This is a genomic window from Nocardioides luti (genome assembly GCF_014212315.1).
Taxonomy (GTDB): domain Bacteria; phylum Actinomycetota; class Actinomycetes; order Propionibacteriales; family Nocardioidaceae; genus Nocardioides; species Nocardioides luti.
In genome coordinates, this window is sequence record NZ_JACKXE010000001.1 from 3,372,133 (window position 1) to 3,386,536 (window position 14,404).

The 14,404-nt window shown below is 71.9% G+C and carries 13 protein-coding genes; 3 read left to right on the forward strand and 10 right to left on the reverse strand.

What is annotated here, in order from left to right:
- Positions 1-28: 28 nt before the first annotated feature.
- A complete protein-coding gene (locus tag H5V45_RS16015) occupies positions 29-1,555 on the forward strand; it encodes an acyl-CoA synthetase (protein WP_185253848.1) in 1,527 nt (508 codons plus the stop codon).
- 22 nt (positions 1,556-1,577) lie between these two features.
- Here the strand turns inward: H5V45_RS16015 and H5V45_RS16020 are convergent, their stop codons facing one another.
- Positions 1,578-2,147, reverse strand: coding sequence for a hypothetical protein (locus H5V45_RS16020; RefSeq protein WP_185253849.1), 570 nt, complete (start codon positions 2,145-2,147; stop codon positions 1,578-1,580).
- Positions 2,148-2,220: 73 nt separating this feature from the next.
- Complete coding sequence (locus tag H5V45_RS16025) at positions 2,221-3,477, reverse strand: HNH endonuclease signature motif containing protein (RefSeq protein WP_185253850.1); 1,257 nt, start codon at positions 3,475-3,477, stop codon at positions 2,221-2,223.
- A 507-nt stretch (positions 3,478-3,984) separates the two neighbouring features.
- On the opposite strand from H5V45_RS16025, the gene H5V45_RS16030 reads away from it, so the two are divergent.
- Entirely contained in the window at positions 3,985-4,551 is a 567-nt protein-coding gene (locus H5V45_RS16030; RefSeq protein WP_221634029.1) for a TerD family protein, read from the forward strand.
- Between the two features lie 198 nt (positions 4,552-4,749).
- Here H5V45_RS16030 and H5V45_RS16035 read toward each other — a convergent pair whose 3' ends face one another.
- The gene (locus H5V45_RS16035; RefSeq protein WP_185253852.1) at positions 4,750-5,898 is read right to left on the reverse strand and encodes an acyl-CoA dehydrogenase family protein; all 1,149 of its coding nucleotides are present in this window, start codon (positions 5,896-5,898) and stop codon (positions 4,750-4,752) included.
- 112 nt (positions 5,899-6,010) lie between these two features.
- Between H5V45_RS16035 and H5V45_RS16040 the strand changes: the two genes are divergently transcribed.
- A complete protein-coding gene (locus H5V45_RS16040) occupies positions 6,011-6,721 on the forward strand; it encodes a MerR family transcriptional regulator (protein ID WP_185253853.1) in 711 nt (236 codons plus the stop codon).
- Here H5V45_RS16040 and H5V45_RS16045 read toward each other — a convergent pair.
- The 7 genes from H5V45_RS16045 to H5V45_RS16075 all read right to left on the reverse strand — a co-directional run bounded on the left by H5V45_RS16045 (position 6,699) and on the right by H5V45_RS16075 (position 14,345).
- On the reverse strand, positions 6,699-7,628 hold the full coding sequence (locus H5V45_RS16045) for an oxygenase MpaB family protein (protein WP_185253854.1): 930 nt from the start codon (positions 7,626-7,628) through the stop codon (positions 6,699-6,701). The two genes, H5V45_RS16040 and H5V45_RS16045, sit on opposite strands and share 23 nt — an antisense overlap.
- On the reverse strand, positions 7,625-8,653 hold the full coding sequence (locus H5V45_RS16050; protein WP_185253855.1) for an LLM class F420-dependent oxidoreductase: 1,029 nt from the start codon (positions 8,651-8,653) through the stop codon (positions 7,625-7,627). The genes H5V45_RS16045 and H5V45_RS16050 overlap by 4 nt, the downstream gene beginning before the upstream one ends.
- 114 nt (positions 8,654-8,767) lie before the next feature.
- The gene (locus tag H5V45_RS16055) at positions 8,768-10,522 is read right to left on the reverse strand and encodes an ABC transporter ATP-binding protein (protein WP_185253856.1); all 1,755 of its coding nucleotides are present in this window, start codon (positions 10,520-10,522) and stop codon (positions 8,768-8,770) included.
- Positions 10,519-12,249: an ABC transporter ATP-binding protein gene (locus H5V45_RS16060; RefSeq protein ID WP_343061591.1), complete on the reverse strand. Its 1,731-nt coding sequence runs from the start codon at positions 12,247-12,249 to the stop codon at positions 10,519-10,521. The genes H5V45_RS16055 and H5V45_RS16060 overlap by 4 nt, the downstream gene beginning before the upstream one ends.
- A 69-nt stretch (positions 12,250-12,318) precedes the next feature.
- Positions 12,319-13,257, reverse strand: coding sequence for a hypothetical protein (locus H5V45_RS16065; protein WP_185253857.1), 939 nt, complete (start codon positions 13,255-13,257; stop codon positions 12,319-12,321).
- A 1-nt stretch (position 13,258) separates the two neighbouring features.
- Positions 13,259-13,762, reverse strand: coding sequence for a DUF6328 family protein (locus tag H5V45_RS16070; RefSeq protein ID WP_185253858.1), 504 nt, complete (start codon positions 13,760-13,762; stop codon positions 13,259-13,261).
- A gap of 40 nt (positions 13,763-13,802) precedes the next feature.
- Entirely contained in the window at positions 13,803-14,345 is a 543-nt protein-coding gene (locus H5V45_RS16075) for a YbaK/EbsC family protein (RefSeq protein ID WP_343061592.1), read from the reverse strand.
- Positions 14,346-14,404: the final 59 nt, after the last annotated feature.

The window sequence follows — 14,404 nt, forward strand, 5'->3', positions numbered from 1 at the left end:
GACGGCGCTCCGGTGGCAGGGTCGGGGCATGTATCCCGGGACCTGGGCAGCGACGCACCCCGACAAGCCGGCGCTGGTGATGGCCGGCTCCGGCCGCACCCTGACCTACGCCGAGCTCGACGAGCGCAGCCTCCGGTTGGCGCGGCACCTGCGCTCCGCCGGGCTGCGCACCGGGGACGTGGTGGCGCTGCTCAGCGACAACTGCCCGGAGGCCTACGAGGTCTACTGGGCCTGCCTGCGCTCGGGGCTCTACGTCACGGCCGTCAACCACAACCTGGCGCCCGACGAGGCGTCGTACATCGTCCGCGACTGCGGGGCGCGCGCCCTGGTCGTCTCGGGCGGCAAGGCCGCGCTGGTCGCAGCGCTCGACGTGGACGTGCCCGAGCGGCTCGCCTACCTCGGGCAGGTCGAGGGGTACGCCGACTACGAGGCCGCCCTGGCCGCCGCCGGCACCGACCCGCTCGACGAGCAGCCGCACGGCGACGACTTCCTCTACTCGTCGGGGACCACCGGGCGGCCGAAGGGCGTCAAGGTCGCGCTGCCCCCGATCGCGGTCGACGAGCCCGGCTACTCCTACGTGACGATCTTCGGCGGCCTCTACGGTTTCGGGGAGGACACCGTCTACCTCTCGCCGGCGCCGGTCTACCACGCTGCCCCGCTGCGGTTCGGCGGCGTCGTCCACGCCCTCGGCGGCACGCTGGTGATGATGGAGAAGTTCGATGCCGAGGGCGCGCTGCGGGCGATCCAGGAGCACGGCGTCACCCACACCCAGATGGTGCCGACGATGTTCGTCCGGCTGCTCAAGCTGCCCGACGACGTGCGCACGTCGTACGACGTCTCGAGCCTGCGCGTCGTCGTGCACGCCGCCGCCCCCTGCCCCGTCGAGGTGAAGCGCCGGATGATCGAGTGGGTCGGCCCGATCGTGCAGGAGTACTACGCCTCCACCGAGGCGAACGGCGCCACCATGATCACCAGCGAGCAGTGGCTCGAGCGCCCCGGCTCCGTAGGCGTGGCGCTGCTGGGGGTGCTGCACATCTGCGCCGAGGACGGTCGCGAGCTCGCCCCCGGCGAGGTCGGCACGGTCTGGTTCGAGCGCGACACGGTGCCGTTCAGCTACCACAACGACCCCGCCAAGACCGCGGCCGCGCAGCACCCCGAGCACCCGACGTGGACGACGGTCGGGGACCTCGGCTACGTCGACGAGGACGGCTTCCTGTTCCTCACCGACCGCAAGGCGTTCATGATCATCAGCGGCGGCGTGAACATCTACCCCCAGGAGATCGAGGACCTCTTCTCCCTCCACCCCGCCGTCGCCGACATCGCCGTCATCGGCGTCCCCGACGAGGAGATGGGCGAGCGGGTCGTCGCCTTCGTCCAGCCCGCCCCCTCCGTCGACGCCTCACCCGCACTGGCCGACGAGCTGACGGCGTACGCCCGCGAGCGCATCGCGCACTACAAGGTGCCGCGCGAGGTCCACTTCCGCGACGAGCTCCCGCGCACGCCGACCGGGAAGATGGTGAAGGGCGGGCTGCGCGAGGAGTACGTCGCGCGCTGACGGGAGTCGCGGGGCCTGCTCCTCACTCGCCGGTCCAGGCGCGCAGGTCCCAGCAGGACTCGACGCGCAGCAGGGCTCCGGTCTCGGCCGCCACGAAGAAGGCACAGCCCACGGGGTGCGTCGATCCGCCCGGAGGGCACGGCCCACCGAAGCAGTGCTGGTCCAGGGCCTCGTACGCGTGGTAGAGCAGCAGCGCCGGGACATTGTCCCGGGCAATGATCGCCGCGATGGGTGGGCGGTGGTGCGGGTCAGTGGCCCGCCCCGTGCGCGAGTAGGACACCAGACAGGCTGTGTAGTCCTGCTCCAGCCCGACCCCGATCTCGTCTCGGGAGGCCTTGTCGAGCACCGTGCGCGTGGTCGTCAGCTGACGGGTCGTGGGGGTCGAGAGCTCCGACAGCCGGACCTCGGAGGCTGCGGCTGAGCGGATCATGACGTCGTCGGGCACGCTCACGCTGCGCGCCGGGTCCAGGAGGCTGCGGCAGACGCCGTCGTACGGCACCGGCCCGGCGGGGGACTGGGTCAGGCCGCAGTAGGCGGCGACCAGAGCGAGCCCCAGCGACGACGCCGCCCGCCGGATCACCCTGGTGCGCATGCCTTCATCGTCCGGCCGACAGTCCCGACAGGTCGATGGCGCGCACGTAACGATGTGAGGCGGGGCGGTCGGCCTACGTCCGCCGGGTGAAGGCGACCTTCCCGCCGGGCAGCTTGGCCATCTCGTAGGCCGGGTCGTGCGCCCTCGCGTGATGTCGCGGGCAGAGCAATCGGCCGTCTTTCAGGTCGGTGTTGCCGCCGTGCGCCCAGAAGATGTCGTGGTGGGCGTGGCACATGCTGGGTGGCCAGTCGCACCCGTCGGCGGTGCAGCCGCCTTGTGTGATGCCGAAGGCGAGGTGTTGGGCCTTGGAGAAGTAGCGGCGGGTGCGGCCGAGGTCGAGGACCTGGGACTTCCCGCCGAGGACAGCGGGGATGATCCCGGCCTCGCAGGCCAGTCGGCGGGCTTGGCTCGCGGTGATCTTGTCGCCGGTGTCGAGGGTGGCGGCCTTCTCGGCCCCCAGGAGGGTGGCCATGTCCATGGTGATGACGACGGCGGCGTTGACGCCCCCCGCGTTGGGGAGTCGGTCGGTGGGGTAGCGCTCGATGAGCTCGCACAACGCCGCGCCCATCCGCTCAGGGCTGGGCTTCCGCTCGATGGTGGCGCCGGCGCCGTTGATGGCGGTCTGGTGCTTGGGGGCGGCGATGCCCTGGAGGATCTTCTTGAGCATGGCGCCGTGGGCGGCGGGGATGGTGAAGCGGCCGTGGCAAGACCCGTGCCCGTCGTCGGACATCGTGAGGCGCATCTTCTGGCGTGCCTTGCGCTCCTCCTCCTCCAGGCGGCGGCGTTCTTCTTCCTCTCCGGCGGCGGGGTCGATGACGTCGAGGAGACCGCGACCGAGGCGGCGCAGGTCGACGGCGTCGTGGTCGGCGGCGAGGTCGACGAGGTGCTTCTCGGCCAGGGCACGGGTCTCGGGGTCGACGTCGTCGGGGAGGTCATCCAGGGCCTGGGTGATGACCTGGGCCTGCTCGGTCAGGATCGCCCCGGAGGACAGGGCTTGGCGGACGACGTGCCAGCGGCCGAGGGCCTGGGCCAGGTGGATCTTCGCCGCCGTGCTGCGGTGGGTCTGGGCGGTCTGGGTGGCCCACCACGCCTGGGTCGAGGTCGCCCCGACGGAGGCACCCACCTCGACCGCGGAGGCATGAACGGCGACCCTGGCTTCGAGCTCGGCGACTCTCGCCGAGAGTCGGGTCAGCTCCACCAACGTGGTTCCGGCTTCGTCGGGTGTCATGGACCAGACGGGTGCGTCGGCGACGTCGGTGAGGCGTTCGCCGACGTCGCGCACGGCACGCGAGATCGCGTGGCGGGGACCGTCGTCGGTGAACGTCTTCATGAGGAAAGTCAAGCAGGGGCCACCGACAGTCCAGGGGTCAGAATGAGCCGGGAAGCGACCCTGAAAGTAAAATATTCGGGCAAAGTTTCGAACGGTGACCCAAGCGGGCGAGTGGCACCGATGGCAACTGTGAAGGCAGCCGCAAGGAGGAGTTGCCCCGGCACCCACGGCATCCACATCTTCAATAAATCCCCTACACCGGGGCTACGTCCCGGCGCGCACAGGCCGGACCACAGACGGCCTTGGGTCGTGGCAAGGTGAGGTGGTTTCGAGACGGTTGCCAGCGCAACCTCCTCAACCACCGGAAGGCGCGCCTTCCTCAACCACCGGAAGGCGCGCCTTCCTCAACCACCGGAGGCGGCGCCCTGCTCGACCACCGGAGGCGGCGCCCTGCTCAACCACCGGAGGCGGCGCCTTTCTCAACCACCAGAAGGGCGCGCCCTGCTCGACCACCGGGGGATGGAGCACCCGGGTACCTTCGTCACCACACCGACGGAAGGACCACGCGTGATCGAGCTGACCCAGGGCCAGGAGATGGTGCTGGCCACCGAGGACGGCCGGCCGCTGACCCGGATCCGGCTGGGCATCGGGTGGGACAAGAACCCCACGGCGGGCGCGATCGGGACCGGGGCGCCGGACATCGACCTGGACGCGACGGCGGTGCAGTTCGCGAGCGGTCAGCTCTTCGACATCGCGTTCTACAACAACCTGAAGACGCGCGACGGGTCCGTGGAGCACCTGGGCGACAACCTCACCGGGCGCGGTGACGGTGACGACGAGGCGCTCGTCGTCGACCTGCCCCGCGTGCACGGTCCGGTGGACACGATCGTGCTGCTGGTCAGCAGCTACCAGGGCCACACGCTCGAGTGGATCAACAACGCCTACTGCCGCCTGGTCGACGAGGACGAGGTGGAGGTGGCGCGGTACACGCTGACCGGCGGCGTACCCCACACCGGGCTGGCGCTCGCCGCGATCACGCGCGACGGCGACCGGTGGAAGCTGCGGGCGATCGGCGAGGGCATCGCCGTGAAGGTCCCGACCGAGTCGATCGAGGCGCTGCGCCCGTTCCTGTGAGGTGGTTTCGAGACGGGCGCTGCGCGCCCTCCTCAACCACCGGTAGCCGGGCGCTGCGCGCCCTGCTCAACCACCGGTAGCCGGGCGCTGCGCGCCCTGCTCAACCACCGGTAGCCGGGCGCTGCGCGCCCTCCTCAACCACCGGTAGCCGGGCGCTGCGCGCCCTCCTCGACCACCGGTAGCCATTCAGGGGCGGGATCAGATGCCGAGCGTCCGCCCGATGATCTCCTTCTGGATCTCGGTGGTGCCGCCGTAGATCGTCTGGATGCGGCTGTCGACGTACGCCTTCGCGATGGGGTACTCCATCATGTAGCCGTAGCCGCCGTGGAGCTGGACGCCCTGGTCGACGATCTTCTTCTGGAGCTCGGTGGTCCACCACTTCGCCATGGAGGCGAGCGCGGTGTCGACCTCGCCGGCGTTCAGCTTCGTCACGCAGTCGTTCACGAACACGCGGGCGATGTGGACCTCGGTGGCCATCTCGGCGAGCAGGAAGCGGTTGTGCTGGAACTTGCCGATCGGCTTGCCGAAGGCCTCGCGCTCCTTGGCGTAGTCGAGGCAGAGCTGCAGGATGTGCTCGCACGCGGCGACGGCGATCGCGGCGATCGAGATCCGCTCCTGGGGCAGGTTCACCATCAGCGAGATGAAGCCGGAGCCCTCCTCGCCGAGGAGGTTGGTCTTCGGGACCTCGACGTTGTCGAAGAAGAGCTCGGCGGTGTCCTGCGCCTTGAGGCCCATCTTGTCGAGGTTGCGGCCGCGCTCGAAGCCGGCCATCCCGCGCTCGACGACGACCAGGCTGATGCCCTGGTGCCCGGCGTCCGGGTCCGTGCGGCAGACGACGATCACGAGGTCGCTCATGATGCCGTTGCTGATGAACGTCTTGGAGCCGTTCAGCACGTAGTGGTCGCCCTTGTCGACGGCGGTCGTCTTGATGCCCTGGAGGTCCGAGCCCGCACCCGGCTCGGTCATCGCGATGGCAGAGATGAGCTCGCCGCTGACCAGCCCCGGCAGCCAGCGCTGCTTCTGCTCGTCGGTCCCGAGCTGGCTGATGTAGGGGACGATGATGTCGGTGTGGACGGGGAAGCCCAGCCCGCTGGCGCCGACCTTGGAGATCTCCTCGCTGAGCACCATGTTGTAGCGGAAGTCCTTGGCCCCCATGCCGCCGTACTGCTCCTCGACATCGAAGCAGAGCAGGCCCTGCTCGCCCGCCTTGGTCCACACGTCGCGGCTGACCTGCCCGTCCTTCTCCCACTGGTCGTGGTGGGGGACGACCTCGCGCTCGAGGAAGGAGCGGACGGTACGGCGGAAGTCCTCGTGCTCCTGGTCGTAGATCGACGTCGACTGGGCCATGGGAGTCCTCCGGGAGAGAGCGGGATGCGGGTGCGGTCCTACTCTGACAGCAGTACTGTCACGATTCAACCCTCGTTGCCAGTCACGTTGTGACAGCCCTACTGTGACGATCATGTCCGCACCCGAGGAGGGCCTCCTCACCATCGACGAGCTCTCGGCCGCGGTGGGGATGACGGTGCGCAACACTCGCTACTACGCGAGCCTCGGGCTGGTGCCGGCGCCCGAGCGGCGGGGCCGGGTGGCGTACTACGGCGACGTGCACCGGGCGCGGCTCGAGATGGTGCGCGCGCTGCAGGACCACGGCTTCACGCTGCAGGCGATCGAGCGGTACGTCGCCCGGCTGCCCGCCGACGCGACCGTCGAGGACCTCGCGCTGCAGCGGGCGATGCTGACGTCGTGGACGGCCGAGCCGCCGGAGCCGATCACGGCGCAGCAGCTCGAGCAGCGCGCCGGACGCGCGCTCGGCGAGCCCGAGATCGAGCAGCTGGTCGCACTGGGGGCGTTGGAGCGGGACGGGGCGGCGTACGTCGCCATGCCGCACCTGCGGGTCGGGGTCGACCTGCTCGACCTGGACATCCCGCCGGAGAGCGTGGGCGCGGCCGGCGACGCGATCCGCCGGCACATGGAGTCGCTCGCCGACGAGCTGACCGTGATCCTGCGCGAGCAGGTGCTGGCGCCGTACCGCCGCGAGGCGCACGAGCCCGAGGACGCCGAGCGGCTCGAACGGACGGTCGGGCGGCTGCGTCAGCTGACGCTCGAGGCGGTCGTGGCGGGCTTCCAGCGCGCGGCGAACGCCGTGATCACGCGCTCTCTCGCGCGCTGACGTCGGCGCTGGCCTCGCCTCGGTGGCGCGCGTTGAGCTCGTCGATCATCTTGGCGGGGCCGACGTCGCGCAGGGAGTAGCCGTCGGGGTAGGACACCGGCTTCGGCACGAAGGCGGTGCGCCGCGGCGGAGCGAACCGCAGCACGCGGGCGCGGGCCTTCAGGGAGACGTGCACGAGCCGGACGAACCACGCGGGCTGGCGCGGCATCCCCAGCGCCTCGCGGAGCGGCTCGTCCATCAGGGCGATCGTGAGCCGGCGTACGACGGGCTTGAGCGGCCACGGCGAGGTCTGCCGGGCGATCCGCAGCGTGGCCTCGGTGACGCGGCGGTTGGCCGGGTCGAAGGCGAAGTGCTCGCGCTCGTAGTCGTCGAGGAGGTCGGAGTAGCCGGCGTACGTCGTGGGCAGGTCCTTGATGCCCATGAGCGTGCCGAACCGCGTGGTGAAGGACGACAGGGCGGCGAGCTCGTTGGGGTCGAGCTGCCGCCAGCCGAACTGCTCGATCCAGCGGACCGGGCCGACGAGCGTGGTGGCCAGCACGTAGCGGAACTCGTCGTTCGGGATGTCGTAGTGGCCGTGGATCTGGTTGAGGCGGCGGACGCCGGCGCGGCTGCGCGGGGAGTCGACGCCCTCGGCGACCGACTCCTCCGCGAAGATCAGCGTGTCGTCGTACCGCTTGACGCCGTCGTCCTCGAACTGCCGCGTGTGGTCGAGCAGTCGCGAGATCGACGGGATGCCGTAGTCGCGGAGGAACGCGATGCCGGTGCCCTGGGTGTAGTCCCAGGGGAAGTCGTGGCGGCTCGTGAGCACCACGATCCGGTCGCGATCGGCCTCGCGCGCAGGGTCGAGCGACCGGATCTCGCGGAGGTTGTCGTAGCGCCTCCGCGATCCCAGCCGCCCGAGCGTCATGCCACCCACTCCTTCATCTGGCGGATGGTGGCCGCGGGGTCGTCCGAGGCGGGGTTGACCTGGAGGCTGGTCACGCCGGCCTCCTTGAAGGCGGCGATGCGCTCCTGGACGTACGACGCGGGGCCGACCAGGTTGCCGGCCTCGAGCCACTCGAGCGGGACCTTGGCCTCGGCGTCGCGCTTGTGCCCGTCGAGGTAGAGATCCTGGATCTCCTTGGCCTCCTTCTCGTAGCCGTACTGGCAGGCCATCTCGTTGTAGAAGTTCTTGCCGCGGGCGCCCATGCCGCCGACGTACAGCGCGTACATCGGGCGCATGAAGTCGAGCATCCCCTTGACGTCCTCGCCGATGGCGACCATGCCGCCGGCGGAGACCTCGAGCGGGCCGAGGTCGGCCGAGCGCTTGGCCGCGCCCTTGGCGAGCGCGTCGCCCCAGACCTCGTGCGCCTTGCCCGGGTGGAAGAGGAACGGCAGCCAGCCGTCGGCCACCTCGGCGGTCATGGCGACGTTCTTGTCGCCGAGCGCGGCGACCCACAGCGGGATCGAGGGGCGCTCGGGCTTGTTGAGGAGCTTGAGCGGCTTGCCCAGGCCCAGGCCCTGGTCGGCGGGCAGCGGGATCTTGTAGATGCCGTCGCTCGTCAGCGGCTCGCGGCGCAGGCCGCGGCGCAGCAGGTCGATGATCTCGCGGGTGCGGCCGAGCGGCTTGTCGTAGGGCAGCCCGTGGAAGCCCTCGATGACCTGCGGGCCGGACGCGCCGAGCCCGATGACCGCGCGGCCGCCGGACACGTTGTCGAGACCGGCCGCGGTCTGCAGCAGCGCGCCGGGGGTGCGCGAGTAGACGTTGAGGATGCCGGCGCCGATCTCGACCGTCTCGGTCTTGGCGGCCAGGTAGCCCATCAGCGTGGGGGAGTCGAAGCCGTACGGCTCGGCCACCCAGATCGTGTCCAGGCCGGCCTTCTCGAGATCGGCGACCTGGTCGGCGGTCTCGCGCGGGTTTCCGGCGTAGACGAGCGGCATCGAGAGCTTCATGGGTCCCCTGGGGTCGTGGGTGGTGGGTCACCCACGATGACAGAATCACTGTCATCGTGGCAAGGTCGTCCACGTCACGCCGAGTCGGCGCATCTGCAGACGCGCCGACTCGGCCTAGTGCTTGCCGTTCCAGGAGTCCCAGAGGGCGGCGTAGGAGCCGCCGGCGGCGACCAGCTCGTCGTGGGTGCCGAGCTCGGTGATCCGGCCGTCCTCGCACACGGCGACGCGGTCGGCGTCGTGGGCGGAGAAGAGCCGGTGCGCGATCGCGATCACGGTGCGCCCGTGGAGCACGGCCGCGAGCGAGCGCTCGAGGTGGCGGGCGGCCCGGGGGTCGATGAGGGAGGTCGCCTCGTCGAGCACCAGCGTGTGCGGGTCGGCGAGCACCAGGCGGGCCAGGGCGATCTGCTGGGACTGGGCCGCGGTCAGGGCGCGGCCGCCGGAGCCGACGACCTCGTCGAGGCCGCCCGGGAGGGCGTCGACCCAGTCGAGCGCGTCGACGGCGGCGAGGGCGCCGCGGATGTCGTCGTCCGAGGCGCCGGACGGGGCCGCGAGGGCGAGGTTCTCGCGCAGGGTGCCGACGAAGACGTGGTGCTCCTGGGTCACCAGCGCCACGTGGCCGCGCAGGTCGTCGAGCGGCAGCTCGGTCAGCCCGACCCCGCCCACCGTCACGGCGCCGGTGCGCGGCGGGTGGATGCCCGCGAGGAGCCGCCCGAGGGTGGACTTGCCGGCGCCGGACGGCCCGACCATCGCGATCCGCTCGCCGACGCCCACGGCCAGGTCGACGCCGTGCAGGACGTCGCGCCCGTCGACGTACGAGAACCGCACGTCGTCCGCCTCGATCTGCTCGCCGCGGGGCGTCTCGCCGCTGACGGCCCGGTCGTCCGGGACCTGCGCGACGCCCAGCAGCCGCGCCAGCGAGGCAGCGCCCATCTGCAGCTCGTCGAGGATCGACACGATCCGGTCGACGGGGTCGATCAGCATCTGCACGTAGAGCGTCGCCGCCGTGACGTCGCCGAGCGAGGCGTGGCCGTGCAGGTGCAGCCAACCGCCGAAGAGCAGCGTCGCGACCGTGGGGATCAGGTAGGCGATCTCCATGTTCGGGAAGAACACCGTGCGCAGGTAGAGCGTGTAGCGCTCCGCCGCGAACGACTCCTCGATGTCCGCGTCGATCGCCCGGACCCGCTCGTCGCCGATGCCGAGCGCCTCGACGGTGCGGGCGCCCTCGACGGTCTCGGTGAGGGTGGCGTTGATGGCGGAGTACGACGCGGACTCGCGCAGGTAGCCGTCCTTGGCGCGACGGAGGTACCACCGCAGCCCGATCACCAGGGGCGGCACGCCGAGCAGGCACGGCAGCGCCACCCACCAGCCGACGCTGATCGCGGCGACGAAGGTGACGATCGCCGTGATGACCGCGATCGTCCACTCGGGCAGGGCCATCCGCACCGACCAGCCGAGCTGGTCGACGTCGCGGCTGGTGCGGGTCAGCAGGTCGCCGGAACCGGCCGACTCGACGACGCCCACCGGCAGCGCGAGAGTGTTGCCCACGAAGTCCTCGCGCAGCTCGGCCAGCACCTGCTCGCCCAGCACCTGGCTGACGTAGCGGGCGTAGCGCGTCAGCACGGTCTGGGCGACCAGGAAGCCGGCCAGTACGAGCATGATCCGGTCGACGTGGCCGACCGTCGTGCCGCCCTGGACGGCCTGCACGAGGTCGCCCAGCAGCCGCGGGGCGGCCAGCCCGGTCAGCGCCGCGAGCACGTGCAGGGCCACGGCCGACCAGAGCAGCCGCGGGTGCTGCCGGGCCAGGGTGCCGGCGTAGCGGCGTACGGCGCGGGTGTCCGCGACCGGCAGCTTCGTGGAGACGGCGCTCATCGCACGGCCTCCGCGGGCTCGGTCTCGCGCGTCACGACCATGCGGTACGCCGGGTTCGTGGCCAGCAGGTCGCCGTGGGTGCCGGTCGCGACGATGCGCCCGTCGTGGAGGAACGCCACCTCGTCGACCGCGTCGAGCATCAGCGGGCTGCTGGTCGTCACGACCGTCGTCCGGCCCGAGCGCTGGGCGCGCAGCCGGGCCGCGACCCGCGCCTCGGTGTGCGCGTCGACGGCGGACGTCGGCTCGACGAGGACGAGCACCTCGGGGTCCGTCGTGAGGGCGCGCGCGAGCACCAGCCGCTGGCGCTGGCCGCCGGAGAAGGTCCGGCCGCGCTCGGCGACGACGGTGTCGAGGCCCTCGGGCAGCGCGGCCATGATGTCGTCGGCCGACGCGGTGTCCAGCGCGCGCCGCAGCGCGGCGTCGGTGCCGAGGCCGGTCACGTCGAGGCGGTCGCCGAGGCGGCCCGAGAAGAGCACGGCCCCCGTGTCCGAGACGACGATGCGGGCCCGGACCTCGGCGCGCCGCAGCGCGGTGAGGCGTACGCCGCCGAGCAGGACGTCGTCGTCGACCTCGGCCGCACACAGGCCCAGGCGGTCGGCCAGCGCCGCCGAGTCGTCGGGCTGCTCGCTGACGATGGCCGTGAGGCGACCGGCGCTCGCGACGAACCCGGTGCGCACGTCGGTGAGGTCGACGCCCGGGGGCGGCGAGTCCGCCGGCACCTCGGGGTCGTCGACGTCGGGCGTCAGGGCGAGCACGTGGCAGACCCGCGCGGCCGAGACCTTGGCGCGGATCACCTTGTTGGCGTACTCCGTCGCGGTCCGCAGCGGGATCATCAGGAACGCCGAGTAGCCGTAGAACGCGACCAGCTCGCCGGGGGTGATCCGGCCCTCGACGGCGTACCGCGCCCCTAGCCAGACCACGAGCACGACGAAGACGCCGGGCAGGAAGATCTGCAGCGCGTCCAGCAGGGACTGCAGCTTGGCGACCTCGACGCCGGCCCGGCGCACGGTCTGCGACTCGCGGCGGTAGCGGTCGTGGAAGACCTGCTCGCCCCCGATGCCGCGCAGCACCCGGAGCCCGCCGACGATGTCGCTGGCGGTGTTGGACAGGTCGCCCATCAGGTGGCGCTGGGTCGCGCTGCGCCGCTGGAGCGGCGACAGGAGCGGACCCACGACGAGCATCAGTGCGGGGACCCCGACGAGCACGACGAGGCCGAGCGTGACCGAGGTGTTGAGCAGGATCACCGACACGAGCAGGAAGGAGACGATCGCGCCGGCGAAGCGGGCGGAGACGTCCATGACCTGGCCGAGGTGGGAGAGGTCGCTGGTGCCGATCGCGACGACCTCGCCGGTCGAGACCTTGCGCGGCAGGGTCCCGCCGAGGTGCACGGCCTGGCGGCCGACCAGCTGGACGGTGCGGTAGGCCGCGGTGAGCCAGTTGGTGACGGCGAAGCGGTGCCGCATGATCCCGGTGGCGGCCTGCACGAGGCCGATCACGAACATCACCGAGGCCCACTTCAGCAGCTCGCCGCCGTCGCGGTCGGCGACGCCGGTGTCGATCGCGCGGCCGATGACCGCGGGCATCACGGCCTGCGCGGACATCCAGACGATGCCGAAGAGCATCCCGACCACGAGGGTGCGCCACTGGCCGCGGGCCATCCACCACAGGAACGCTCCCGGTGACGTCGTGACGGCGGTGCCGGGGTGGTCGAGGGGGAGGTGGCGCACTCGTCCCACTGTAAGCACGCGGAAGGCCCGCAGCGACCGGTTATCGGTCGCGCCGACGTGGCGTCGGACTCAGTCCAGGCCGCACGACGAGCGGGCGAACCCGATCGCGTTGCTGGCCCCGGCGGGGCTCATCCGGATGACCAGCTGGCCGGGCTTCCCGTCGAGGTGCAGGGAGACGAGGAACGCCGTCGCGCCGGCGGCCTCCATGAAGACGTGGTCGTCGCACCGGGCCGGCTGGACGGGCAGCTCGATCCGGGCCGCGTCGCCGTCGCTGGCGACCGTCGTGCCGGGCGCCCAGCGGGTCTGCCCGGCGGCGCTGAAGAGGGGGGTGCCGCCGACGGTGTCCACGGTCAGCCGGTGGCCCGGCACCCCGCTGGGTCGGGCCACCAGCGTCAGGGTGCCGGTGCTGCCCCGGCCCGGGCCGTCGCTGGGCACCGCGTCGTCGAAGGTCAGGGTCGCGACCCGGTCGACGGCGAGCTCGAGGCAGCGGCTGTCGACGTACCGCTGCACGATGTCGTTGTCGTCGCTGACCGGCAGGGACACCGTGCGGCCCGCGTAGGTCACGAGCACCCGGGGGCGTACGGCGTCGCCGGCCGCCCCGCACGCGGGACGGGCCGGCAGGTGGAGCGGGAAGCCGCGCTCGGAGCGCGAGGGGTCCAGCCGGAGGCGCTCGCCGGGCAGCGGCGTGCGGAAGCGGCCGTCGACGTAGCGGATCCGGGTCGGCGTGACGTCGCGCCTGGTGTCGTTCGCGATCCACACCTCCATCCGGCCCAGCGCGGCGTCCCGCGAGGACTGGCGCAGGTCCGCAAGGAGCTTCCCGCTCGGGGGCGGGTCCGGGGGCAGCTGGATCGGGGTGAGCGTCGGGACCGGCCCGGTCGGGGTGGCGGTCGCCGCGGAGGAGCCGGGGGACCCGGAGGCATCGTGGGAGTCGGAGTCGCCCGGGCCGCAGCCGACCAGCGCCAGCGCTGCCACGAGCAGCCCGGCGACCGTCGGGGCGAGCCGGCGCACGTCAGTCGGCCGTCCGGGCCGCGAGCAGGTTGGGCACGACCACCAGCAGCGTGCCGAGGACGACGGCCATCGAGGCCGCCACGACCACGGCGTACGTGCGGTCGACGACCACGTCGAAGATCAGCATCGTCATGCCGGTGATGAGCAGCGCGATGGTGCCGAGCACGACGTAGACGATCCGGTGCCCCGCCTTGACCACCTGCTCCTTGATGTTGTGCCCGGAGAGCCGGCGGTGCACGGCCACGGCGGCCATCACCAGCGCGGTGACCAGCGCCGCGAGCAGGACGAGCACCAGGTAGAGGAACGTCTGGAAGCGGTCGAGGTCCGCGAACGAGCTCTGGAACGGCAGCGTCAGCAGGAAGCCCGCCGTGAGCTGGGCGCCGGTCTGCATGACGCGGAGCTCCTGGAGGAGGTCCTCCCACTTGCGGTCGAAGCGCTCCTCCTCGGTCTCGTCGCGTCCGTCGCGCGCGGCCTGCTGATCCTCGTCCTGCTCCTGCGCTCCCATGGCGACAGTCTGGACCGTGGCGCCGACGAGTGCGCGGGAATCAGCCCGCGAGCCCCTCGACCACCTCGGCGCCGGGGAGCTGCGCGAGCAGGGCGCCCGCCACCAGCAGCTTGGAGCGGCGTACGCCGGAGCCGATGACCGCGACGTCCATGGCGGCGACCCGGGCGTCGACCAGGAGTCGCCACCCGGCGGGCAGCCCGACGGGGGTGATGCCGCCGTACTCCATCCCCGACCCGTCCACCGCGCGGTCCATCGGGAGGAACGACGCCTTGCGCACGTCGAGGGTCCGCTTGACCAGGTTGTTCACGTCGGCGCGGGTGTCCGCGCGGACCAGGCAGGCGGCGACCCGCTCCTCGCCGTCGCGGCGGCCGCCGACCACCACGCAGTTGGCGCCGGTGCTCATCGGCAGGTCGTAGGCCTCGCTCATCGCCGCGGTGTCGGCGAGGTCGGGGTCGATCGCGACGACCGCGACCCGGTCGGCGTGCTCCCAGCCCCGCAGGGCGGCGGCCACGGAGGGCGCCAGGAGGTCCGGGTGGTCGAGCGCGGGCAGGGACGTCAGGGCGCCGAGGGACGGAAGGCTCACCGCCCCATCCTGACCCGGACGTGGGCGGATGGTCACCCGGGGTTCACGTCGCGGGCCCC